Raw genomic sequence first — 22,765 nt, forward strand, 5'->3', positions numbered from 1 at the left:
CCCAGCCTTCCTCGTCCCGGCCTTCTCCGCCGCCCTCGTCGTCACGGCCTTCCTCGTAACGGCCTTCCTCATCACCGGCGCCGCCTCAGTGCTTCAGGATCTTGGAGAGGAAGTCCCGGGCGCGCTCGCTCTCGGGAGCGCTGAAGAACGCCTCCGGGGCGCGGTCCTCGACGATCCGGCCGTCGGCCATGAAGACCACCCGGTTCGCCGAGGCCCGGGCGAAGCCCATCTCGTGCGTGACGACGACCATCGTCATGCCCTCGTGGGCGAGCTGGCGCATGACGTCCAGCACCTCGTTGATCATCTCGGGGTCGAGGGCCGAGGTGGGCTCGTCGAACAGCAGCGCCTTCGGGTCCATCGCCAGCGCGCGGGCGATCGCCACGCGCTGCTGCTGGCCACCGGACAGCTGCGCCGGGTACTTGCCGGCCTGATCGGCCAGCCCGACCCGCTCCAGCAGCGTCCGGGACTTGGCGTCCGCCTCCGCCCTCGGCCGGCCGCGCACCTTGATCTGGGCGAGCGAGACGTTCTGCAGCACCGTCTTGTGCGCGAACAGGTTGAAGGACTGGAACACCATCCCAACCTCGGCCCGCAGCCGGGCCAGCCCCTTGCCCTCCTCGGGCAGCGGCTCGCCGTCGATCAGGATGGTGCCGGCCTCGATCGGCTCCAGCCGGTTGATGGCCCGGCAGAGCGTGGACTTGCCGGAACCGGAGGGTCCGATCACCACGACGACCTCGCCGCGGCCGACCGTCAGCTCGATGTCCTGCAGGACGTGCAGGTCGCCGAAGTGCTTGTTGACGCCGCGCATCTCGATCAGCGGCGCGAAGCCGGACGCGCCGCCCTGCGCGGGCCCGGGGTCGGTGGTCACCGGGCGCGCCGCCCCTTCAGCAGCCAGCCCAGCGCGCCGCCCGCGAGCAGGGTGGCCAGCAGGGCGATCCACAGCGGCGCGGTGACGGTGAAGACCCAGAACTGGATCTTCACCTTGTCGAGGTTGGCGAACAGGAACCACACCGCGAGGATGACGATGACGCCGATCCCGATGTACCGGGTGGGGATCCCGCCGATCTCGCTGCGCTGGGGGCCGGACGAGCCGCCTGAAACTTTGGTCACCGGAGCAGTCTGCGGGCCCGGAACCCGGTTTGCCCGGTTACGCGCCCTTCCGTGCGGGTGGAGTAACCCGCACGGGGCAATCCGGCCCCGTGCGGGTTTGGGGCGTTCCGGGCCCTGCGCTCGCCGCGCGGGACCGAAACGCTCCGGACCGGACGGCGCCGGACCTGACGACCCCGGACCGGACGGCGCCGGACCGGACGGCCCCGGACCTGACCGGCACTACCGCTCGTCCCGCCAGGAGCGCCACAGCGCCGCGTACGGACCGCCGGCCGCGACCAGCTCCGGGTGGCTGCCGTACTCGCTGATCCGCCCGCCCTCGACCACCGCGATCACGTCGGCGTCGTGCGCGGTGTGCAGCCGGTGCGCGATGGCGATGACCGTCCGTCCCTCCAGCACCCGGGAGAGCGAGCGCTCCAGGTGCCGGGCGGCGCGCGGGTCGAGCAGCGAGGTGGCCTCGTCCAGCACGAGGGTGTGCGGATCGGCCAGCACCAGCCGGGCCAGGGCCAGTTGCTGGGCCTGCGGCGGGGTCAGCACGGCGCCGCCGGAGCCGACCTCGGTGTCCAGGCCCTCCGGGAGGGCGTCCACCCAGGCGCCGGCGTCCACCGCGTCGAGCGCGGCCCTCAGCTCGGTGTCGTCGGCCCCGGGCGCGGCCAGCCGCAGGTTGTCCCGCAGCGTACCCACGAAGACGTGGTGCTCCTGGTTGACGAGCGCCACCTCGGCCCGGACCCGCTCGGCCGGCATCCGCGCGAGCGCCGCGCCGCCGAGCGTGACGCTGCCCCGGCCGGGCGCGTAGATCCCGGCCAGCAGCCGCCCGAGGGTGGACTTGCCCGCCCCGGACGGCCCGACCAGCGCCACCCGGCTGCCCGGGGCGACGTCCAGGCTGATCCCGTGCAGGACGTCCGCGCCCTCGCGGTAGCCGAACCGCACGTCCGTGGCCTCGACCCGGCGGCCGTCCGGGCGCGCGCCCTCGTCGCCCTCGTGCTCCGGCACCTCGCGGACGCCGACCAGCCGGGCCAGCGAGGCCTGCCCGATCTGCAGCTCGTCGTACCAGCGCAGGATCAGGTCGACCGGGCCGGTGAGCATCTGGGCGTACAGCACCCCGGTGGTCAGCTGGCCGACGGTGATCCAGCCGCGGAGGGTGAACAGTCCGCCGAGCACCAGCGTGGCCAGCACCGCCGAGGCGTAGACCGCGTCGACGGTCGGGAACCACACCGAGCGCAGCCACAGCGTGTACCGCTCCCAGGCCAGCCACTCGCGCAGCTTGCGGTCGGTCAGGCGGACCCGCTGGTCGCCCAGGCGCAGCGCCTCGACCGTCCGCCCGGCGTCCACCGTCTCGGCGAGCACGGTGTTCACCGCGGCGTACCCGGCCGACTCGTTGCGGTAGGACTGCGGCGCGCGCCGGAAGTACCAGCGGGAGCTGGCCAGCAGCAACGGCAGCCCGACCAGGGAGGTGAGCGCGAGCAGCGGCGAGGTGACCAGCAGCGCGCCGAGGACCAGCAGCAACGACACGACGGCGACCGCGAGTTCGGGCACCGCCTCGCGCACGGACTTGTCCAGCCGGTCGATGTCCGTGGTGCCCCGGGAGACGAGGTCGCCGGTGCCGGCCCGCTCCAGGACGCCGGTGGGCAGCGCGACCGAGCGGACCAGGAAGTCCTCGCGCAGGTCGGCGAGGACCCGCTCGCCGAGGATCGCGCCGCGCATCCGGGACCAGCCGGTGAAGGCGGACTGCACCGCCAGCGCCAGCAGGTACCAGGCGACGGCCACCCCGAGGGAGGCCCGCGCACCGTCCGGGGCCAGCGACTCGACCAGCCCGCCGAGCACCCACGGCCCGACCAGCCCGGCGAGCGTGGCCACCGAGTGCAGCGCCACCACCCCGGAGAAGGCCGTGCGGTGGCGCCGCGCGAGCAGCCGCAGGTACGCGCGCACGGCGGCCGGCGAGCCGACCGGCAGGGTGGCGGCCGGCCCCTGCTCCTGATGCAGAGGGGGCTTCATGACGTACTCCTCGCTGTCTTCGCAGGACAGTTGTTCGCAGCACAGTTGTTCGCAGGACGGTTGACGGACGTGCTCACGCGGCCCCCTCCCCGGCCCCCACGGAAGCCGCCTCCGCCCCGGGCACGGTCTCCCCGCCCCGGGCGGCCGCCCCCGCAACGGTCTTCCCCGCAACGGCCTCGCCCCGGGCAGGAGCCCCGGGCGCGGCCTCCTCGTCACGGGTGACCACCGACCGGTACGCGGGCTCGGTCCGCATCAGCTCGCGGTGCCGCCCGGCCACGACCGCCCGGCCGTCGCGGACCAGCACCACCCGGTCCGCCTGGTCGAGCAGCAGCGGGCTGGTCGCGAACACCACGGTGGTGCGCCCGGCCCGGACGTCCCGCAGCCCGGTGGCGATCCGCGACTCGGTGTGGGCGTCGACCGCGCTGGTGGGCTCGTCCAGGACGAGCACCGGCGGGTCGGCCAGCAGCGCGCGGGCCAGCGCGAGCCGCTGGCGCTGGCCGCCGGACAGCGACCGGCCGCGCTCGGTGATCCGAGCGCGCATCGGGTCTCCCCCGCACTCCGGCGAGCCCTCCACCAGGGCCTCCAGCACGTCGTCGGAGCGGGCGGCCGCGAGCGCCTCGGCGACCGGGACCCGGCCCGAGGACGGGATGTCGAACAGCCCGGCCAGCGTGCCGGAGAGCAGTACCGGCTCCTTGTCGTGGACCAGCACCGCGGCTCTCGCCTCGGCCAGCGGCACCGCGTCCAGCTCCGTCCCGCCGAGCCGGGCGGAGGGCTGCCGTTCCTCCTCGGCCGCCGGGACGTGCCCGCCGAGCCGCTCGGCGAGCGCCCCGGCGAAGTCCGGATCGCCGCAGACCACGGCGGTCAGCTCGCCGGCCCGCGCGGTCAGCCCCGTCACCGGATCGTGCAGGTCGCAGGTGCCCGGCCGGGTGAGCGCGGCCTCGGCCGCGCCGCTGGTCCGGCGCAGCGAGAGCACCCGGACGGCCCGGCCCGCGGAGACCCGGGCGACGCTCCAGGCGTGCGCGGCCTCGCCGAGGATCCGCAGCGGCGCCGCCAGGAAGGCGGTCGCGCCGTACACGGCGATCAGGGTGCCGACGGCGAGTTCCCCGGAGGCCGCCAGCCGGGCCCCGTACCAGGTGACCCCGACGACGAACAGGCCCGGCAGCAGCACCTGTTGGGCCTGCATCAGGGACCACAGCCGGGCCGAGCGGACTGCCGCGGCGCGGACCTTCTGGGAGGCCGCGCGGTAGCGCTCCAGGAACAGCTCCTCGCCGCCGATGCCGCGCAGCACCCGCAGCCCGGCGACGGTGTCGGCGGCCAGTTCGGTGGCCTTGCCGCCGAGCGCGCGCTGCTTCTCGTAGCGCCGCTCGAACGGCCCGATCAGCGGCCAGACGGAGGCCGCGAGCACCGGCACGCCGAGCAGCACGCCGAGGCCGAGCACCGGCTCGGTCACCAGCACGACCGCGCTGACCGCCAGCCAGACGATCACCGCGGCCCGGACGCGGGCGACGAGCTCGACGTACCAGCCGATCCGCTCGACGTCCCCGCTGCCGACCGCGACGACCTCGCCGGTGGCGATCCGCCGGGACAGCCCGGCGCCGAGGTGCGAGGCCTGCCGGGCGACCAACTGCCGTACGTGGGTGGCGGCGTGGATCCAGTTCCAGACCGCCTGGCGGTGCAGCAGGACGGTGCCGAGCGAGGCGACGGCGGCGAGCAGCACCACGAGGGCGCCGGCCCGCCAGATCCCGCCCGCGTCGCCGTCCACGGCGGCCTGGACGCCGTGTCCGAGCGGTACGGGCAGGGCGGCCTGACCGCCCATCTCCAGCAGCGCCCAGCAGGTGGAGAGCACCTGCCCGCGCCGCTGGGCGCGCTGGAGCCAGCGCAGGAAGGCGAGGGGTGAGGAGAGGTCGGGGCGGCCGGGATCGGCCAGGGGGAGGGGGGCGAGCGGCATGACACTCCGATGCCGGTGGTTCGGGGGACGGTCCTGGGGTGGCCCGGTCGGCGCGCGGAGCGGCGGCACGCGAAACGGCGGCACGCCGGTTCGGCGGCACGCGGCCTGCGGCGAGCAGTCCGCGGTGCGCACGGTCCGGGAGGCTTCGGGATGGTTCGAGGCGCCGCGCGCCACGGGCGGCGCGGGCCACGGCGACGGAAACGCGCCCGGCAGCGGCCGGGGCTGACTGGGGAGGGCACGAAGGGCCCGTGTCTCAGGAGGTCATGGCCGCGAGCCTGCCAACCCCGGTGTGATCCGCGCAACAGGTTTTCCGGGCCCGCCCCCGCGGTTCCCCGCCCGGACGGCCCCCGGCCCCGGAAGGTTCACCCGAACGGCGGGAACAAACACTCCATGAGTTCCGGTTGCCCCACTGGAACCCATGGTCGACCAGGAGGGCACCCCTTCCCGTGAGCAACATCCCCACCGTGACCCTGAACGACGGCACGCGGATCCCGCAGCTCGGCTTCGGCGTGTGGCAGGTCCCGGACGCGGAGGCCACCCCGGCCGTCCGCGCCGCCATCGAGGCGGGCTACCGCTCGATCGACACCGCGGCGATCTACGAGAACGAGACGGGCACCGGCCAGGCCGTCACCGAGGCGCTGGCCGGCGGCGTGGCCCGCGAGGACCTCTACATCACCACGAAGCTGTGGAACTCCGGCACCCGCGACTGGTCCGGCGCGCAGGGCCGGGACGCGGTCCTGCGCGAGTTCGACGCCTCGCTGGCCAAGCTCGGCCTGGAGTACGTCGACCTCTACCTGATCCACTGGCCGCGCCCGATGCACGGCACCTACCCGAACGTCTGGAAGGCGCTGGAGCAGCTCAAGGCCGACGGCCGGGCCCGCTCCATCGGCGTCTCGAACTTCGGCCCCGAGCAGCTGACCCGCCTGGTCGACGAGGCCTCGGTCGTCCCGGCGCTCAACCAGGTCGAGCTGCACCCGTACTTCCCGCAGACGGAGCTGCGCGCCTTCCACGCCGAGCACGGCATCGCCACGGAGGCGTGGAGCCCGCTGGGCCAGGGCAAGGACCTGCTCGCCGAGCCGGCGCTGGTGAAGATCGCCGAGAAGCACGGCCGCACGGTCGCCCAGGTCGTGCTCCGCTGGCACCTGCAGAGCGGCATCATCGCGATCCCGAAGTCGGTCACCCCCTCCCGCATCCGGGAGAACCTGGACGTGGCCGGCTTCGAGCTGGACGCGGAGGACCTCGCCGCGATCGCCGGCGTCGCCACCGGCGAGCGCATCGGCCCGGACCCGCAGGGCTTCGACTGGAACTGAGCCCCGCCCGGCCGCGAGGCCGGGACGCCGGGCACCCGTAGCCAGGCGTCCCTGACCGGGAACCCGTAGCCACCGGACCAGCGGTCATATCGAAAGACCGCCCACCCCGTTGAGGAGTGGGCGGTCTTCGACATGCCCGGAAGGGACTCGTGCCGCAAATATGTGAGCACACAAGCACACGATCACTACGACACGAGCCCGAAACCCTCCCCGACCCACCCCCGTCCGACCCGACCCCTGACCCGGGATCGTCCGTACGTTGGCGAATCGTTTTGGCTGGAGCTCAAAAGGGCGGAGGCTAGAGCCTGGCGGCCTTGCCGATCAGCGCGAGCGCCGGAGCGTGCTCGTGCTCGTCCAGCGGCGCCAGCAGCAGCTGCTGGACCTTGGCGACGCCGGCCGCCGAGCGGTGCAGCAGGTCCTGTCCCGCCGGCGAGAGCGAGAGCAGGTTGCGCCGCCCGTCCGAGGGGTCGCGGCGGCGCTGCACCAGACCGCGGCGGACGAGACGGCTCACCATCTCGGCCATCGTGGCCTTGTCCAGCGAGGCCAGCTCGCCGACCGTGCGCTGGTCCGCGCCCGGTTCCAGCTCCAGCGCGTCGAGCACCGCGTACTGCGGAGCGGTGAGCTCCGCACCGACGTGCTCCGACCAGAGCTTGGTGTGCACCTGCTGGCTCACCCTGATCAGGTAACCGATCGCCCGCTGGGCGTCCAGTATCGGCCGCGCGTCGCTGTACACGACCGCCGCGGGCTCCAGCCTGGCTATCTTGGCCATCACCCGGACGATCTCGACCTGCTCGTCCGCGCCGAGCGGCTCGAACAGGGTGCGCTGCACGCGGACCACGCCTCCGGTGGCCTCGCGCACCGCCTGGGCCCCGCTCTGCGACAGAGCGAGGAGTTTGCGCCGGCCGTCGGCCGGGTCGCGCCTTCTCAGCACCAAGCCGCGGCGGACCAGCCGCGCGACCATCTCCGCCATCGTGGCCTTGTCGAGCGAGGCACGCTCGCCGACCGTCCTCTGGTCCGCGCCCGGTTCCAGCGCGAGGACCAGCAGGACGGCGAACTGCGGAGCCGTGAGATCGGCTCCGACGTGTTCGGACCACAGTCGCGTGTGGACCTGCTGTGCAACGCGGATGAGGTGTCCGGGCGACTGCTGCAGTCGCGCAGACACGCGGGTCGTCGGGATCTCCCCCAGCACCATGTATCCGTCCCGATGTCACACCCGGTGTGTGTGGGACACCCGGGTGGGGCAGTAACGGCGAGTGGGCGTCCCGCTATGAGGGAGGGCGCTCCAGCCGTGCAGCCGGTGGCTGCTGGCGGACACTATACAAACGGCTGGCCCTCGCTGGCAGGCAGGGGCGGATAGTAGACGCAGGTTCGGCAACATTGGCATATTTACGCGCCGCCACGCCTTCTCGGTAACCCGTTCTCAGCAGAAAGCCGACCGGTCGGTCCTTACCCACCGTCACCTGCGCGTCTCCGCTCTGGCCGCCCTTCCTACTCGCCGGTAGGGTGTGGCCAGCGTCACCCGGGGACGCCCTTCCCTGGGAAAATCCTGAGAGAGACGAGAGCGAGCATGACCGAGCAGAGCACCCCCCGGGTCGCCGTCGTCACCGGCGCCGGACGCGGCCTGGGCGCCGCCACCGCCCTCCGACTGGCCGCCGACGGCTACGCGGTCGCCGTCCTCGACCTGGACGAGGCGGCCGGCAAGGACACCGTCGACCGGATCACCGCCGCGGGCGGCCGGGCCCTCGCGGTCGGCGCCGACGTCTCGGACGCCGGGCAGGTCCAGGCCGCCGTGGACCGCGTGGTGGCCGAGCTCGGCGCCCCCGTCGTCCTGGTCAACAACGCCGGAGTGCTCCGCGACAACCTGCTCTTCAAGATGTCCGAGTCCGACTGGGACACGGTCATGAACGTCCACCTGCGCGGCGCCTTCCTGATGACCCGCGCGGTGCAGAAGCACATGGTGGACGCGGGTTTCGGCCGCATCGTCAACCTGTCCTCCTCGTCCGCCCAGGGCAACCGCGGCCAGGCCAACTACTCGGCCGCCAAAGCGGGCCTGCAGGGCTTCACCAAGACTTTGGCCATCGAGCTCGGCAAGTTCGGCGTCACCGCCAACGCCGTGGCCCCGGGCTTCATCGCCACGGACATGACCGCGGCCACCGCGGCCCGGGTCGGCATGGACTTCGAAGACTTCAAGCGGGCCGCAGCCTCTCAGATCCCGGTCCAGCGGGTCGGTCTGCCTGAGGATGTGGCCCACACCATCTCCTTCCTCGCGAGCGAGGGCGCCAGCTTCGTCTCCGGTCAGGTGATCTACGTCGCGGGCGGCCCCCTCGACTGACCCCTCTGCTGGGCACGGAACCTACACAGGGTGACCATGGGGCGGGCGGCCGGGCGGACCGGCCGGCCGCCCCGTTCTTTTTACCGAGCCTTTTGAAGGATGATTCGAACACCACACGGACTTTCGATCGGGGATTAGCCGAAATCACTCCCCGGACCATCCCCTGCCGACCGGATTGTCGATTTCCCGGGGAAATGACAATTACCCCCGAAATGGCACCGGACGGATGGGTAGGGTCACCCCCGTGCAAGCCCCGAGTGCCTCCCGGCAATTCCCGAAGCAGGGCCCGGAGAACACCTCCCGCCGCCCCGGCCGGCCGTCCCCGGGGCGGCCCGTGCGCCCGGCCCCGGACGGCCGCGCGCCGCTCGGCCCGGCCACCGCCGAGCCCGGCTGGCCCCCGATGAGCCGCCGCCGCGCGCTCCTGCTCCTCGCCACCTGCGCCTGCTACCTGCTGGTACTCGCCGGTGTACTCCTCAACACCGCCCTCGTCGACCTCGACTGGTCGGTCCGCCTGCTGCGCCCCTACGAGCGCTGGCCCGGCCTGGAGCCGCTGCTCGGCACCTGGGTGGTGGCCGGCCAGCGCGGCCCCTCCGCGATCGCCGCCTTCGCCTGGCTCGCCTGGCGCGCCCACCGGCTCGGCCGGCTGCGCCCGCTCCTGGTGATGGGCGTCGCCCTGCTGCTGCTCAACGTCACCGTCGGCGCCGTCAAGATCGTCACCGGCCGGCTCGGCCCGCACTACGCCCAGTACGTCGGCTCCCCCGAGCTCTTCTCCGGCGGCACGATCTTCCCGTCCGGCCACACCGCCAACGCCGTCGTCACCTGGGGTGTGCTGGCCTACCTCGCCGTCCGCTGGCGCCGCACCGGCGCGCTGATCGCCGCCGCCACCGCCTGCTCGATCGGCCTGACCACCGTCTACCTGGGCACCCACTGGGTCACCGACGTCCTGGCCGGCTGGGCCGCCGGACTGCTGGTGCTGCTCTCGCTGCCGCTGCTGGAGCCGCTCGTCACCACGGCCGAGGAGTGGATCACCAGCCGCAGGCGCCGGAGCCGAAACCGAAGCGGGAGCCGGAGCCGCCGGGACGTCCGGAACCGATGAACGACGGCCGGGTCAACGGCCCGGTACGGCGCCTCACCCCTCCCAGCTACGCTCCACCACGCCGTCGCGCACCGCGAGGTTGAGCCGCCCCTCCCGGTACTCCATGGTGATCATCGCGTCCGGCTCCAGCACCCGGACCGAGGCCCACCCGTGCCGCCGGGCCAGTTCCCGCGCCCGCTCGATCCGCAGTCCCGCGTAGCCCTCGGCGTCCCCCTCCGGCCCGTCCCAGGCGTGGCCCGCGCCCCCCTGATCGCCGCCGCCGGCCCCCGGTCGTTCCCCGCCCGATCCCGTCATCGCCCCTCCCCGGCCCGTCCCTCGGACGTACGCTGGAATCGTAGCCCGCACCCGTGCGGCCGGGAGGTGAACGGGCATGCGCACCACGACCCCGCGGCGCTGGCGCAGCGGCACCGAGCCCTCGACCGCCCGCAGCGACCTCAAGCTCCGCTACCTGCTGTCGCTCACCTTCACCCCGCTGTTCGCGATCGCGACGGTGGCCTTCGCGGTCTGGGCGGCCAACTCCCCGTCGTACGGGGCCCCGAGCAGCGGCACCCTCACCGGCTTCGCGGTCGTGATGGGCCTGCTCACCCTGTTCGCCGCCGTCGATCTCGTCGTGGTCATCCGGCGCCGCCGGACCGAGCTCTGACGCGGTGTCTCCCCCGGAGCGGAAAGTCGGCCGGGCCGGCTTCCCGCTCCTTCCGGCAACGGCCGTCAGCGGTTGCCGACCGCCTGCTTCACCAGCGTCCGCCCGAAGTCCCACATCAGCCCGCTCCCCCGGTGTGCGTCGTCCATGACGTCGGTGAACGCCGTGACGAACCGGTCGACGTCCCGCTCGGTGATGATCAGCGGCGGGATCAGCTTGATCACCTCCAGGTGGTCCCCGGACACCTGGGTCAGGATCCGGTGGCGCTGGAGCAGCGGCACGACCACCATCTGGGCGAACAGCCCCTTGCGGGCCGCCTGGAGCGCGGTCCACCCGGTGCGCAGCTTGAGCGACCTGGGCCGGCCGAACTCGATGCCGATCATCAGCCCCTTGCCGCGCACCTCGGCCAGCAGCTCGTACCTGTCGACGAGCGCGGCGAGCCGCTCCCGGAAGTGGTCGCCGACCTGCCGGGCGTTCTCGACCACCTTCTCGTCGCGCATGACCTCCAGGGTCGCGAGCCCGGCCGCCATCGCCTGGGCGTTGGAGCCGAAGCTGGCCGAGTGGACGAGCACGCGGTCCATCGAGGAGTACACCTTCTCGAAGATCCAGCCCTTGCCGAGCGTCGCCCCGACCGGCACGTACCCGCCGGAGAGCGCCTTGGCCGCGCAGACCAGGTCGGGCAGCACGCCCTCCTCGTACTGGTAGGCGAAGAACTCCCCGGTGCGGCCGATCCCGGTCTGCACCTCGTCGCAGATCAGCAGCGCCTTGTGCTCGTGCAGCAGGTCCTGGGCCGCCCGCAGCCAGCCGGGCGGCGGCGCGAGCACGCCCTTGCCCTGGATCGGCTCGACGATCAGCGCCGCGACGTCGCCGCGCTTCAGCTCCTTGGCCAGCGCGCCGAGGTCGCCGAGCGGGATGGCGGTGTCGGGCAGCAGCGGGTCGAAGCCCTTGCGGAAGCCGTTCTCCCCGTTGACGGAGAGCGAGCCGACGGTCAGCCCGTGGAAGGCGTGGTCGGCGTAGAGGATCCGCTTGCGGCCGGTGGCGTAGCGGGCGAACTTGAGCGCGGTCTCGACCGCCTCGGTGCCGCTGTTGCCGAAGAACACCCGGTCCAGCCCCGGCGCGTACGAGAGCAGCCGCTCGGCCAGCAGCCCGGGCAGCGGCGAGCAGTCGAAGCGCACGAGGTCGGGCAGGTCGAGGTCCATGACCTGCTGGACCGCCGAGCGCACCACGGGGTGGTGGCGCCCGAGGGCGAAGATGCCGAAGCCGGCCAGCATGTCGAGGTACTCATTGCCCTCTGTGTCGTAGAAGTACGGGCCCTGCGCGCGCTCGTAGTACTTGTCGAAGCCGATGGTGTGGAGCATCCGCGGCAGCTGCGGGTTGAGGTAGCGGCCGTGCAGCTCGTACCGCTCGCCGCCGCGCTCGGCGATCAGGGCGGCGAGGTCGAAGGCGGTGCGGTCAGGGTCAGCCGGCATGGCGCGGGTTCGCTCCTCTGGTCGGTAGCAGGTTCTTGGCGAAGACGGCGGTCTGGGCCGCGACCCCGGTGCCGGTCAGCCCGGCCTCCTCCAGGACCTCGCCGCGGGCGGCGTGGCCGAGGAACTCCTGGGGCAGGCCGAGCACCCGCACCGGGACGTCGACGTCGGCGTCGCGCAGCGCCTGGGCGACGGCGGCGCCCACGCCCCCGGTGCGCCCGTTGTCCTCGACGGTGACCACGAGCCGGTGGGCGGCGGCGAGTGCGGGCAGCGCCGGGTCGACGGGCTTGACCCACCGCGGGTCGACGACGGTCGCGGCGAAGCCCTCGGCGATCAGCAGCCGGGCGGCGTCCAGGCAGGCCGGCGCGGTGGTGCCGACGGCGACCAGGAGGATCTCGGGCAGGTCTCCGGTGCGCAGCAGCACGTCCACGCCGCCGACGCGTTCGACGGCCGGGACGGCGGGCCCGATGGTCGCCTTGGGGAAGCGCACGACGGTGGGGGCGTCGGCGACGTCGACGGCCTCGCGCAGCTGGGCGCGCAGCTGGTCGGCGTCGCGCGGGGCGGCGAGCCGCAGGCCCGGCACGACCTGGAGGATCGACATGTCCCACATGCCGTTGTGCGAGGCACCGTCGGGCCCGGTCACCCCGGAGCGGTCGAGGACGAAGGTGACGCCGAGCCGGTGCAGGGCGACGTCCATCAGGACCTGGTCGAAGGCGCGGTTCAGGAAGGTCGCGTAGACGGCGACGACGGGGTGCAGCCCGCCGGTGGCGAGCCCGGCGGCGCTGGTGACGGCGTGCTGCTCGGCGATGCCGACGTCGAAGGTGCGTTCGGGGTGGGCCTTGGCGAACCGTTCCAGCCCGACCGGCTGGAGCATCGCCGCGGTGATCGCCACGACGTCGGGCCGCTCGGCGCCGCGCGCGACCATCTCCTCGCCGAACACCGAGGTCCACGAGACGCCGCCGCTGGGCGAGATCGGCAGGCAGGTGTAGGGGTCGATCGGGTTGACGGCGTGGAAGCGGTCGGCCTCGTCCTGTTCGGCGGGCCGGTAGCCGCGCCCCTTGACGGTCAGGCAGTGCACGATGACCGGGCCGCCGAAGCCCCGGGCCTGGCGCAGCGCCTGTTCGACGGCGCCGAGGTCGTGGCCGTCGATCGGGCCGAGGTACTTGAGCCCGAGGTCCTCGAACATGCCCTGCGGGGCGAAGGCGTCCTTGAAGCCCTTCTTGGCGCCGTGCAGCGCGTCGAAGATCGGCTGGCCGACCAGCGGGGTGCGTTGCAGCGCGCCCTTGCCGAGGGCGAGGAAGCGCTCGTAGCCCTGGGTGGTGCGCAGGGTGGCGAGGTGGTGGGCGAGGCCGCCGATCGTCTTCGCGTAGGAGCGCTCGTTGTCGTTGACGACGATGACGAGCGGCCGGTCCTTCGCGTCGGCGATGTTGTTGAGCGCCTCCCAGGCGAGCCCGCCGGTGAGCGCGCCGTCGCCGATGACGGCGACGGTGTGCCGGTCGTGCTGGCCGAGCAGCTGGGCGGCCTTGGCGAGGCCGTCGGCGTAGGAGAGGGCGGTGGAGGCGTGCGAGTTCTCGACGAGGTCGTGCTCGGACTCGGCGCGCGACGGGTAGCCGGATAGGCCGCCCTTCATCCGCAGCCGGCTGAAGTCCTGGCGCCCGGTGAGGAGCTTGTGGACGTAGCTCTGGTGTCCGGTGTCGAAGACGATCCGGTCGTACGGGGAGTCGAAGACCCGGTGCAGGGCGATGGTCAGCTCCACCACGCCGAGGTTCGGGCCGAGGTGCCCGCCGGTCCGGGTGACGGCGTCGATCAGGAAGTCGCGGATCTCGTCGGCGAGCAGCGGCAGTTCGGCGGCGGGGAGCTTTCGCAGGTCGGCCGGGGACGTGACGCTGGAGAGCAGTGACATGGGTACACCTCACGACTCGAGTGGTGCGGTGGTGCCTTCGCCCCCGAGGGGCGGGGCCGGCCCGGGCACGGCGCCCGGGCCGGTCTGGAGCGACCGGGTCCGCCGGAGCGGCTCCGGTCAGCGGCCGCGGTTGGCGCTGACGGTCTCGGTGATCGCGCGCAGCGATTCCTTGAGCGAGCCCATGGTGGCGAGCACCGCCGTCGGCTCGTAGCCGCAGTGGGCCATGCAGTTCTCGCAGCGGGGGTCCTTGCCGCGGCCGTACTTGCTCCAGTCGGTCTTCTCGACCAGCTCGCGGTAGGTGGGCACATACCCGTCGGCCATCAGGTAGCAGGGCCGCTGCCAGCCGAAGAGCGAGTAGTTGGGGATGCCCCACGGCGTGCACTCGAAGTCCTTCTTGCCCTCCAGGAAGTCCAGGAAGAGCGGACTGTGGTTGAGGCGCCAGCGCTGCCGGTTGCCGCCGGCGAAGGCCTTGCGGAACAGCTCGCGGGTCTGGGTGACGCCGAGGAAGTGCTCCTGGTCGGGGGCCTTCTCGTAGGCGTAGGCCGGGGAGATCATCATCTCGTCGACCTTGAGCTCGTCGTTGAGGTAGTCCAGCACCTCGATGACGGTCTGCGGGGTGTCGGTGTTGAAGAAGGTGCTGTTGGTGGTGACCCGGAAGCCGCGCCGCTTGGCCTCCTTGATGGCCGCCACCGCCTCGTCGAAGGTGCCCTCCTTGGCCACCGACTCGTCGTGCCGCTCGCGCATGCCGTCGATGTGCACGGCGAAGGTGAAGTAGGGCGAGGGCCGGAACTTGTCGATCTTCTTGCGCAGCAGCAGCGCGTTGGTGCACAGGAACACGTACTTGCGGCGCTCCACCAGCTGCCGGACGATCTCGTCGATCTGCGGGTGCATCAGCGGTTCGCCGCCGGCGATCGAGACCATCGGCGCGCCGGACTCCAGCACCGCGCCGACCGCCTGGGCGACCGGCATCCGCTGCTTCAGCACGCCCGCCGGGTGCTGGATCTTGCCGCAGCCCTCGCACGCGAGGTTGCACGCGAACAGCGGTTCCAGCTCGACGATCAGGGGGAACTTGTCCCGCCGTTTGAGCAGCTTCTGCTGCATGAGGTAGGTGCCGACCCGCACGGTCTGGCGCAACGGCATGGCCATGGCTAGCTCGCCTCCTGGGGGAGCGTCGAGGATGTGGGGTGGTGCGGTTCCCTGCGGTCCGGGAGGTCCTGCCGGTACCAGTCGACGAGGGCGGGAACGGTCGCGCGGAGGGTCCGCCAGGCGCGCACCCCCGCGGGGAGCGTCCCGGGCCGCAGCAGCTCCCGCTCGGGGGTGTCCACGACCACCCGCAGGACGGCCGCGGGCAGCGCGGGCCGCAGCTCGTGCAGCGCGGCGAGGACAGCGGCGGCCTCCATGTCGACGGCGAGCGCGCCCTGGAGGTACAGGGCCCGCCGTTCGAGGCCGCGGACGACGTGGTCGGCGGTGTGGTGCACCCCGGTGTGCACGGCCAGCCCGCGCTCCTTGAGCGCCCGGGCGAGGTCGGCGGCCGAGCGGACGGCGAACAGGTTGCCCTCCGCGTTGCGCACGCCGTCGGCGACGACGACGTCCCCCGGGGCGATCCCGGGGCCGACGGCCGCGCCGAAGCCGGCCACCACGACCGCGCCGTAGCCGCCCGGGGCGGAGCCGAGCACCCGGCGCACCGCGTGGCCGGCCCGCCGCCGGCCCACCCCGGTGCGCAGCAGCACCGGCGGCCCGCCCGCCGAGCCGCGCCAGTCCCCGCCGCGCAGGGCCCAGACCTCGGGGCCGAGCGCGCAGAGCACCAGCAGGGGCGGGGTGGTCACCGGGACGCCCCGATCACCGGGCCGGCGCCCTCCCGCAGGACCGCCGGACCGCCGCCCAGGTAGCGGCCGAGGGCGGTGACGGGGAAGACCAGCCGGTACAGGTGGTAGTTGATGGAGAAGTCCCACGGGAAGCCGGTCCCGGTGAACTGCGGCTCGTCCCACGTGCCTTCGGGCAGCTGGGTGCGCACCAGCCAGTCGACCCCGCGCTCCACCGCCGGGTTGGCCCGACGCTCGGGGCCCTCGCCGGCCGCGAGCAGCGCCATCAGCGCCCACGCGGTCTGCGAGGCGGTCGAGTCGCCGCGCCCGGCCCAGCGCGCCGGGTCGTCGTAGGAGCGCATGTCCTCGCCCCAGCCGCCGTCGGCGTTCTGGCGGTCCTCCAGCCAGCGGACGGCCTGGCGGATCGCCGGGTGCTCGTCCGGCACGCCGGCCGCGACGAGGGCGGGCAGCACCGAGCCGGTGCCGTAGATGTAGTTGGTGCCCCAGCGGCCGAACCAGGAGCCGTCGGCCTCCTGGTTGCGCAGCAGCCACTCCACGCCGCGCCGGGTGCGCGGGTCCCGCGCCTGGCCGACCTCGGCGAGCATCTCGACGACGTGCGCGGTGACGTCGGCGGACGGCGGGTCGACGACCTCGCCGAAGTCGCAGAACGGCAGCTTGTTCGGCAGCGTGCTGGTGTTGTCGACGTCGAAGGCGCCCCAGGCCCCGTTCTTGGACTGCATGCCGAGGTTCCAGCGCACTCCCCGGTCCACCGCCCCGTCGACCTTCGCCGGATCGGGGTGGGCGACCCGGCGCAGCGCGAGCACCACCTCGGCGGTGTCGTCGATGTCGGGGTAGGTGTCGTTCTCGAACTCGAACGCCCAGCCGCCCGCCTCCAGCGAGGGCCGCCGCACGCTCCAGTCACCGCGCTTGCGGATCTCCTCGCCGAGCATCCAGTCGACGGCGGTCACCAGCGCCGGGTGGTCGGCCGGCAGTCCGGCGTCGACCAGGGCGATGGTGGCCAGGCAGGTGTCCCAGACCGGGGACTGGCAGGCCTCCAGCCAGCGCATGCCGTCCTCGGTGTGCACGGTGAAGCGGTCGAAGGCGGTGAGCCCGGCCTGCATCACCGGGTGCTCCAGCTCGTAGCCCTCCAGGTGCAGGGCGATCAGCGAGTAGACGGCGGGCGGCTGGATGCCGCCCCAGCAGCCGTCGGCCTCCTGCCGCTCGACGATCCAGCGGCAGGCCTGGGCGATGGCGTGCTTGCGCAGCGGGCGCAACGCGCGGTGGTGGTAGGCGTGCAGGACCTTGTCGAGGCGCTCGAAGAGGCCGTCCCAGCTGGTGGCGGGGGCGAGCGGCCGGTCGGGGAAGGGGTCACCGGGGTCGGTGTGCAGCTCGGTGAGCGCGAAGGGCGCCGGGCGGACCGGGCGGTGGGCCGAGACGACGGTCAGCGGGACGATGGTCTGGCGGGCCCAGCAGCCGAAGGCGTAGATGTTCAGCGGCAGCCAGCGGGGCAGGAAGATGATCTCGGGCGGCATCTCGGGCAGCCGCTCCCAGGGCCACCAGCCGAAGAGCGCGAGCCAGATCCGGGTGAAGACCCGGGCGGCGGCGATGCCCCCGGCGGAGCGGACGTAGCGCGCGGCGGCAAGCATGTGCGGTGCGTCCGGGTCGTCGCCGGCGAGTTTGAGGGCGACGTACGCCTCGACGGTCGTGGACAGTTCGGGCGGCCCGCCGTGGAAGGTGGCCCAGGTGCCGTCCTCCCCCTGCTGGGAGCGGATCCAGTCGGCGGTGGCCGCGGTCTGTTCCTCGGTGCGGATCCCGAGGAACTGCCGGAGCAGTAAGTCCTCGGCGTCCATGGTGACGTTGGTCTCCAGATCGCCCTTCCACCAGCCGTCCGGACTCTGCAGCGAGAGCAGGTGGGCGGTGGCCCGGGCCAGCGCGTCCCGGGCGTCGGCCGGACCCGGGGCCGCTTCCCCGCCCGGTGGGGGCGGGGCGGGGTCCTCGGGCCGCCACAGTCCGGTGCCCAGCAGGGCCGGGGGGCGGTCGCCCACCGCGACCGGCTCGGGATCGTACTCAGGGTCGAGCCGGCCGTCCGCGGTTGCTGTCAACGTAACGTCACCTCTCTCGTACCACCACGAATTCGGCGAGTGCGACGAAGTGCTCGCGCACCGGGTCGGACATGGGCACCTCGTCGAGAGCGGCGAGGGCGGTCGTGTGCTGGCGGCGGGCCTCCTCCTGGGTCCAGGCGCGGCCGCCGGCCTGCTCGATCAGCGCGGCCCGGGCGGCGAGCTCGGGCTCGCTCTCCTCCCCGCGGCCCGAGGGGTCGGCCAGCTGCTCGGCCAGGCGGCGCGACGCGGCGCCGCCCTCGGCGAGGGCGGCGGCGACCGGCAGGGACTTCTTGCGCTGGCGCAGGTCGCCCCAGTGCGGCTTGCCGGTGACCTCGGTGGCGCCCCAGATGCCGAGCAGGTCGTCCACCGCCTGGAAGGCCAGGCCCAGGTGGTGGCCGTAGCGCTGGAGCGAGCCGGAGACCTCGTCGTCGGCCCCGGCCAGCACGGCGCCGATCGCCGAGGCGGCAGCGAGCAGGGCGGCGGTCTTGCCGCCCTCCATCTCCAGGCACTCGGCGACGGTGACGCTGTCGCGCTGCTCGAAGGCGACGTCCATCGCCTGCCCGTCGATGAGCCGGCGGGTGGCGGTGGTGAGCAGCCGGACGGCGCGCGCGGCGTCGGCGGCGCTCGCCGGACCGGCCGCGCCGGCGTCGAGCAGCACCTCCGTCCCGAGCGTCGCCAGGGCGTCGCCGACCAGGATCGCCTGGGCCGGGCCGAAGACCGTCCAGGCGGTCGCCCGGTGGCGCCGGGTCTCGTCACCGTCCATCAGATCATCATGGAGCAGGGAGAAGTTGTGTACCAGTTCAACGGCGACCCCGCCGGGCACCCCCACCTCGGCGGACGCACCCGCCGCCTGGGCGGACAGCAGGGCCAGCGCCGGGCGCACGGCCTTGCCGCCGTCGCCCTTCACGGCCGTGCCGTCCCGGTCGATCCAGCCGAAGTGGTACGCCGCGACGGTGTCCATCGGTGCGGCCAAACGGGCGACGGCGGCGCGCAGCGGCGGGGTGCAGAGCGTGCGGCTGCGGGCCAGCAGCTCCGGCACCGAGACCGGTTCGGCGTGCGCCGTGCCTCCAGCGGCGGTGCCGGTGCGTGACTCCACGTGCGTTCCCTCTCCCTGGTGGTGCCGGACCGCGCGGGCCGGCCGGATGCTTGCGGTGTCGGCGCGCCCGGGGTGCCCGGCGCGTCCGGGGGGACGGGCGCCGGCTCTCGCGGGGTCGCCGGCGACGGGGCCGCTGGTCACCTCGGCCACCTCCCGTCGCCCCGGTCCACCGGGCGGCGGGCGCCTGAGGCGGCGAGCGCCGCGTCGGCCGCGGCGTGGCCGCTGCGCACGGCCCCCTCCATCGTCGCGGGCCAGCCCGTGGCCGTCCACGAACCGGCCAGCAGCAGGCCGGGCACGCGGGTGCCCGCCGAGGGGCGCAGCGCCGCGGTGCCGGGGGCCGGGTCGAACGTGGCGGTGCGCTCGCGGGTGACGAAGAAGTCCAGCACCTCGGCGCCCGCCGCGGCGGGCAGCAGCCGGGCGAGCTCCGGGAGGTACCGCTCGCGCAGCTCGGCGACGGGCAGGTCGATCTCGTCCCGCACGGCGGACTGGGAGAGCGCCAGGTACTGGGCGCCGGGGTGCTCGCGGCCGAGCGGCGCGGCGGCCAGTCCGGAGTGGTCGGTGCGGTCGAAGACCCACTGGACCGGGGAGTCGAGCGCCGCGAAGAAGGGGCGGCGCAGGACCTTGCGGTCGTAGACGACGTGGACGTTGAGGATCGGCGAGGTGCCGAAGCCGGCCAGGCGCTCCTGTGCGGGGATCGCGTCCGGCGGCAGCAGGGCGGCCGCGCTGTCCTGGGCGCCGGCCAGGACGACGGTCTCGGCGGTGAGCAGCTCGCCGCCCTCCAGGCGTACGGCGTGCTGCTGCGCGCCGGGCTTGAGCTCCGCCGCGCGGGCGCGCAGCAGCACCGTCACGCCCGCGCGCTCCAGCTCGGCGAGCGCCCGGTCGTGGTGGATGGTGCCGAGCGGGACGGCGGCGACGCCGATGTCGGAGGCGCCCGGGTCGGAGAGCAGGCCGGTCTTGAACACCATGGCCGCGAGGGCCAGCGACACGTCGTCCGCGTAGGCGTTCAGGGTGGCGACGCCGACCAGGTCCCACAGGGCGGCGAGGGTCCGCTCGTTCTGCCCGTGGCGGCGCAGCCACGCGCCGAAGGACGTGCCGTCCAGCGCCGGGTCCGCCAGGTCGAGGCGCTGGAGGGCGAGCGCGCCGCGGACCACCCGGGCGCGGTCGGCCGGGCCGAGGTGCGGGTAGCGGGCGAGGCTGCCGGCCAGGTGCAGCGGGACCGGCAGGCCGGCCCGGCGCAGCCGGCCGAGGGTGCGCACGGGCGCCTCGGCCGGGCCGGTGACGGAGAGCACCGGGACGTCGAGCCGCTCCTGGAGGTGGGTGAGGCGGGTGGCGCCGAGCCGGTCGAGCAGGCCGCGGTAGGCGGTGCAGCAGCGCAGGTAGACGTGCTGGCCGTTGTCGACGGTCAGCTCGCCGCGCCGGAAGGAGAAGGCGAGGCCGCCGAGCCGGGGCCGCCCCTCCACCAGGGTGACCCGCTGCCCGGCCTCGGCCAGGCGCAGCGCGGCGGTGATCCCGGCCAGGCCGCCGCCGACCACGACGGCGGCCGGGCGCGCGGCATCGGCTCGCCCGGTCATCGGCCCTCCCCCTCGCGATCGCTGGACCGCCCGGCGGCGGCTGCCGTGGTCGGCTCGGTCGTGGACAACGCGGCTCTACCCATGCGTGATTCCCCGCTGACACAGCGTGACAGAACTGCGGCGAGAATCAAGAACGCCCCCCGGCGAGCCCGGAAAGCGCCACGTACGCCTTCTCCCAGCCCGGCAGCGAGACCCGGCCGCGCAGCACCGACTCGGGGTCGGCCGCGATCCGGCCGAGCAGCCGGTGGTAGATGCCGGCCATCGCGGCCGTGCAGGCCCGGCTGCGGCGGTCGAGCATCGGCAGCAGCCGCAGGCCCTCCTCGAACGCGGCCTGCGCCCGGGCGGCCTCGAAGGCGACCAGGCCGGTGAAGTCCGCGCCGGCCGGCGGCCTGGGCTGGGCGAAGCCCTCCTGGCAGCCGAACCGGACCAGGTCCTCGGTGGGCAGGTAGGTGCGGCCGTTCAGGGCGTCCTCGCGCAGGTCGCGCAGGATGTTGGTGAGCTGGAGCGCGAGCCCGAGGGTGTCGGCGTAGTGCGCCCCGCGCTCGGGGTCGTCGCAGCCGTACACGCCGAGCGACAGCCGGCCGATCGCGCCGGCCACGCAGCGGCAGTAGACCTTGAGCTCCTCGTACGTCTGGTACTCGGCGCCCTTGAGGTCCATCTCGACGCCGTCGATCAGTTCGTCGAAGCCGCCGATCGGGATCGGGAAGCGACGGGCCGCGTCCGCGAGGGCGACCTTGATCGGGTCGGTGTCGTCCTCGGCGACCTTGCCGGCGCGGACGTCGTCCAGCAGTTCGCGGGTGCGCAGCAGTGCCTCGGCCTTGCGGTCGGCCGGCAGGTCGCCGTCGCCGATGTCGTCCACCCGGCGGGCCAGGGCGTACAGGGCCGACATGGCCAGCCGCTTGGGCTCCGGCAGCAGCCGGATGCCGTAGCTGAAATTGCGCGCCTGGAGTCCGGTGACTGCCTCGCAGTACCGGTAGGCCGCCATGACCTGGGCCGACGCCAGTGGTGATGCCGCCACTCGGGCGTTCACCTTCCCTTCGCGAAGATGGCCGCCGCCTTCGCTGCGAGGCGGCGCTTGTCCGGCTTCGTCTGCTGGGCGAGCACGTCGTACCCGGCGTCCTCGACGGCCGCCAGGGCCGCGTAACCACCTGCGGTGAATCCCGCCAGGAGCAGTCGAAGCCTCCCCCGAACCGTACCTACCAGCGGCGCGCCGCGGTCGAGCAGGGTGCGGGCCCGCTCGGCCTCGAAGGCGATCAGCTCGCGGACCGGGCCGTCGGCGCTCGGCGCGGCCAGGTCGGCCTCGGTGACGCCGAAGCGCTCCAGGTCCTCGGCGGGCAGGTAGATCCGGCCGCGGGCGAGGTCCTCGGCGACGTCCTGGAGGTGTTCGACCACTTGGAGGGCGGTGCAGATCGCGTCGGAGAGCCCGACGCGCTCGGGCGTGGAGACGCCGGCGATGGCGAGCACCAGGCGGCCCACCGGGTCGGCGGAGAGCGTGCAGTAGCCGACGAGGTCGTCCCAGGTGGCGTAGCGGGCGGTGGTCTGGTCGACCCGGTTGGCCTCGATCAGGCGGCGGAAGGGCTCGGGGGTCAGTCCGTGCCGGTCGACGACCGGGACGAGGGCGCGCATCAGCGGGTGCCGGGGCCGGTCGGCGCCGCCCGGGCGCAGCGCCGTCTCGAAGACCCGGTCGAGGTCGCGGTCCAGTCCGTCGAGCAGGGCGAGCCGGAAGGCGACCTCGTCGGGAGCGGGCGGGCCGCACTGGGCCGAAGGGGTGGTGGCGGACGCCGGGAAGGGGGTGTCGACGCCGAGGAGGCGGGCGGCGCCGGCCGGGTCGGCGAGGTCGCCGTCGCCCGCGTCGTCGACCAGCCGGGCGAAGCCGTAGACCGCCATCAGGTCACCGCGCCAGGCGGCGGGCAGGAAGAAGGGGGCGACCGGGAAGTTCTCCGCGCTCGCCTTCTCCAGGGTCGCCCCCGCGGTCTGGTCCACGGGCTCGTTGCTGGGCTGGGCCGAAGCCGACACTGCTGTCACTCCCCCGTTCTACACCGATGGGCATCACCGGCCCGACTCGGACACGCGTCCGAGCACGGGCGTCACGTCCGGCACACGCCCCCCGCGCATACAGCCTGACACCACGGGCCGCGCCGCAGAAGAGCGCCCCGCCCGGCGCACGGGGCGCTCACCCCGCCGGGGGCGGGCCACCCGGACTACCGGCGCCGGGCACACGGCGGGGGGGGGGGGGCCGGCGCGTACCGCGGGGCGGGCCCGGCGCGGGGGCCCGCCCCGGGGCGCCGGGGGGGGTGCCCCGGGGGCGCGGCGCCCGGGCGCGCAGCGCGGCGGCGCGCGACGACAGCCGGGCGGACAGCTGGGTGAGGTCGCCGGGCACCGGGTTGAGCAGGTCCGGGC

At 74.1% G+C, this 22,765-nt stretch carries 19 protein-coding genes; 4 read left to right on the top strand and 15 right to left on the bottom strand.

Features of this window, described 5'->3' with window-relative positions; translation table 11 throughout:
* Positions 1-85 precede the first annotated feature (85 nt).
* The 4 genes from ACFV4G_RS20235 to ACFV4G_RS20250 all read right to left on the bottom strand — a co-directional run bounded on the left by ACFV4G_RS20235 (position 86) and on the right by ACFV4G_RS20250 (position 5,047).
* Positions 86-805 carry an amino acid ABC transporter ATP-binding protein gene (locus ACFV4G_RS20235; protein ID WP_380442233.1) on the bottom strand — a complete coding sequence of 240 codons (720 nt, stop codon included), beginning with the start codon at positions 803-805 and terminating at the stop codon, positions 86-88.
* A gap of 56 nt (positions 806-861) precedes the next feature.
* Positions 862-1,107 carry a LapA family protein gene (locus ACFV4G_RS20240; protein WP_380442188.1) on the bottom strand — a complete coding sequence of 82 codons (246 nt, stop codon included), beginning with the start codon at positions 1,105-1,107 and terminating at the stop codon, positions 862-864.
* A 219-nt stretch (positions 1,108-1,326) separates the two neighbouring features.
* Positions 1,327-3,099 (bottom strand): ABC transporter ATP-binding protein, encoded by a 1,773-nt coding sequence (locus ACFV4G_RS20245; protein ID WP_380442190.1) that lies wholly within the window; start codon positions 3,097-3,099, stop codon positions 1,327-1,329.
* Between the two features lie 73 nt (positions 3,100-3,172).
* Positions 3,173-5,047: an ABC transporter transmembrane domain-containing protein gene (locus ACFV4G_RS20250; RefSeq protein ID WP_380442192.1), complete on the bottom strand. Its 1,875-nt coding sequence runs from the start codon at positions 5,045-5,047 to the stop codon at positions 3,173-3,175.
* Positions 5,048-5,493: 446 nt separating this feature from the next.
* Between ACFV4G_RS20250 and ACFV4G_RS20255 the strand changes: the two genes are divergently transcribed.
* On the top strand, positions 5,494-6,357 hold the full coding sequence (locus ACFV4G_RS20255; RefSeq protein WP_380442194.1) for an aldo/keto reductase: 864 nt from the start codon (positions 5,494-5,496) through the stop codon (positions 6,355-6,357).
* Between the two features lie 298 nt (positions 6,358-6,655).
* On the opposite strand, the gene ACFV4G_RS20260 is transcribed toward ACFV4G_RS20255, so the two are convergent.
* Entirely contained in the window at positions 6,656-7,519 is an 864-nt protein-coding gene (locus ACFV4G_RS20260) for a MarR family winged helix-turn-helix transcriptional regulator (protein WP_380442196.1), read from the bottom strand.
* A 405-nt stretch (positions 7,520-7,924) separates the two neighbouring features.
* Here ACFV4G_RS20260 and fabG point away from each other — a divergent pair, with 405 nt between their 5' ends.
* Both fabG and ACFV4G_RS20270 read left to right on the top strand, forming a co-directional pair.
* On the top strand, positions 7,925-8,689 hold the full coding sequence (gene fabG, locus ACFV4G_RS20265; protein ID WP_380442198.1) for a 3-oxoacyl-ACP reductase FabG: 765 nt from the start codon (positions 7,925-7,927) through the stop codon (positions 8,687-8,689).
* Between the two features lie 244 nt (positions 8,690-8,933).
* Positions 8,934-9,785, top strand: a complete 852-nt coding sequence (locus ACFV4G_RS20270) for a phosphatase PAP2 family protein (RefSeq protein ID WP_380442200.1) — start codon at positions 8,934-8,936, stop codon at positions 9,783-9,785.
* A gap of 33 nt (positions 9,786-9,818) precedes the next feature.
* On the opposite strand, the gene ACFV4G_RS20275 is transcribed toward ACFV4G_RS20270, so the two are convergent.
* On the bottom strand, positions 9,819-10,079 hold the full coding sequence (locus tag ACFV4G_RS20275; RefSeq protein ID WP_380442202.1) for an I78 family peptidase inhibitor: 261 nt from the start codon (positions 10,077-10,079) through the stop codon (positions 9,819-9,821).
* 76 nt (positions 10,080-10,155) lie between these two features.
* Here ACFV4G_RS20275 and ACFV4G_RS20280 point away from each other — a divergent pair, with 76 nt between their 5' ends.
* On the top strand, positions 10,156-10,428 hold the full coding sequence (locus tag ACFV4G_RS20280; protein ID WP_380442204.1) for a DUF6343 family protein: 273 nt from the start codon (positions 10,156-10,158) through the stop codon (positions 10,426-10,428).
* 65 nt (positions 10,429-10,493) lie between these two features.
* Here the strand turns inward: ACFV4G_RS20280 and ACFV4G_RS20285 are convergent, their stop codons facing one another.
* The 9 genes from ACFV4G_RS20285 to hpnC form a co-directional block, all read right to left on the bottom strand.
* Positions 10,494-11,894, bottom strand: coding sequence for an aspartate aminotransferase family protein (locus ACFV4G_RS20285; RefSeq protein ID WP_380442206.1), 1,401 nt, complete (start codon positions 11,892-11,894; stop codon positions 10,494-10,496).
* On the bottom strand, positions 11,884-13,794 hold the full coding sequence (dxs, locus tag ACFV4G_RS20290) for a 1-deoxy-D-xylulose-5-phosphate synthase (RefSeq protein WP_380442208.1): 1,911 nt from the start codon (positions 13,792-13,794) through the stop codon (positions 11,884-11,886). Before dxs ends, ACFV4G_RS20285 begins: the two co-directional genes overlap by 11 nt.
* Positions 13,795-13,911: 117 nt before the next feature.
* Positions 13,912-14,940: an adenosyl-hopene transferase HpnH gene (gene hpnH / locus ACFV4G_RS20295; protein WP_359958036.1), complete on the bottom strand. Its 1,029-nt coding sequence runs from the start codon at positions 14,938-14,940 to the stop codon at positions 13,912-13,914.
* A 2-nt stretch (positions 14,941-14,942) separates the two neighbouring features.
* Positions 14,943-15,620, bottom strand: a complete 678-nt coding sequence (locus tag ACFV4G_RS20300; RefSeq protein ID WP_380442211.1) for a 1-hydroxy-2-methyl-2-butenyl 4-diphosphate reductase — start codon at positions 15,618-15,620, stop codon at positions 14,943-14,945.
* Positions 15,617-17,698 carry a squalene--hopene cyclase gene (gene shc / locus ACFV4G_RS20305; RefSeq protein ID WP_380442213.1) on the bottom strand — a complete coding sequence of 694 codons (2,082 nt, stop codon included), beginning with the start codon at positions 17,696-17,698 and terminating at the stop codon, positions 15,617-15,619. The genes ACFV4G_RS20300 and shc overlap by 4 nt, the downstream gene beginning before the upstream one ends.
* A 7-nt stretch (positions 17,699-17,705) precedes the next feature.
* Positions 17,706-18,794, bottom strand: coding sequence for a polyprenyl synthetase family protein (locus tag ACFV4G_RS20310; protein WP_380442215.1), 1,089 nt, complete (start codon positions 18,792-18,794; stop codon positions 17,706-17,708).
* A gap of 137 nt (positions 18,795-18,931) precedes the next feature.
* Positions 18,932-20,365, bottom strand: coding sequence for a hydroxysqualene dehydroxylase HpnE (gene hpnE / locus ACFV4G_RS20315; protein WP_380442218.1), 1,434 nt, complete (start codon positions 20,363-20,365; stop codon positions 18,932-18,934).
* 127 nt (positions 20,366-20,492) lie between these two features.
* Positions 20,493-21,350 (bottom strand): presqualene diphosphate synthase HpnD, encoded by an 858-nt coding sequence (hpnD, locus tag ACFV4G_RS20320; RefSeq protein WP_380442235.1) that lies wholly within the window; start codon positions 21,348-21,350, stop codon positions 20,493-20,495.
* 41 nt (positions 21,351-21,391) lie between these two features.
* On the bottom strand, positions 21,392-22,381 hold the full coding sequence (hpnC, locus tag ACFV4G_RS20325; RefSeq protein WP_380442237.1) for a squalene synthase HpnC: 990 nt from the start codon (positions 22,379-22,381) through the stop codon (positions 21,392-21,394).
* Positions 22,382-22,765 lie beyond the last annotated feature (384 nt).

It is taken from the genome of Kitasatospora sp. NPDC059747 (genome assembly GCF_042732955.1).
Taxonomy (GTDB): domain Bacteria; phylum Actinomycetota; class Actinomycetes; order Streptomycetales; family Streptomycetaceae; genus Kitasatospora.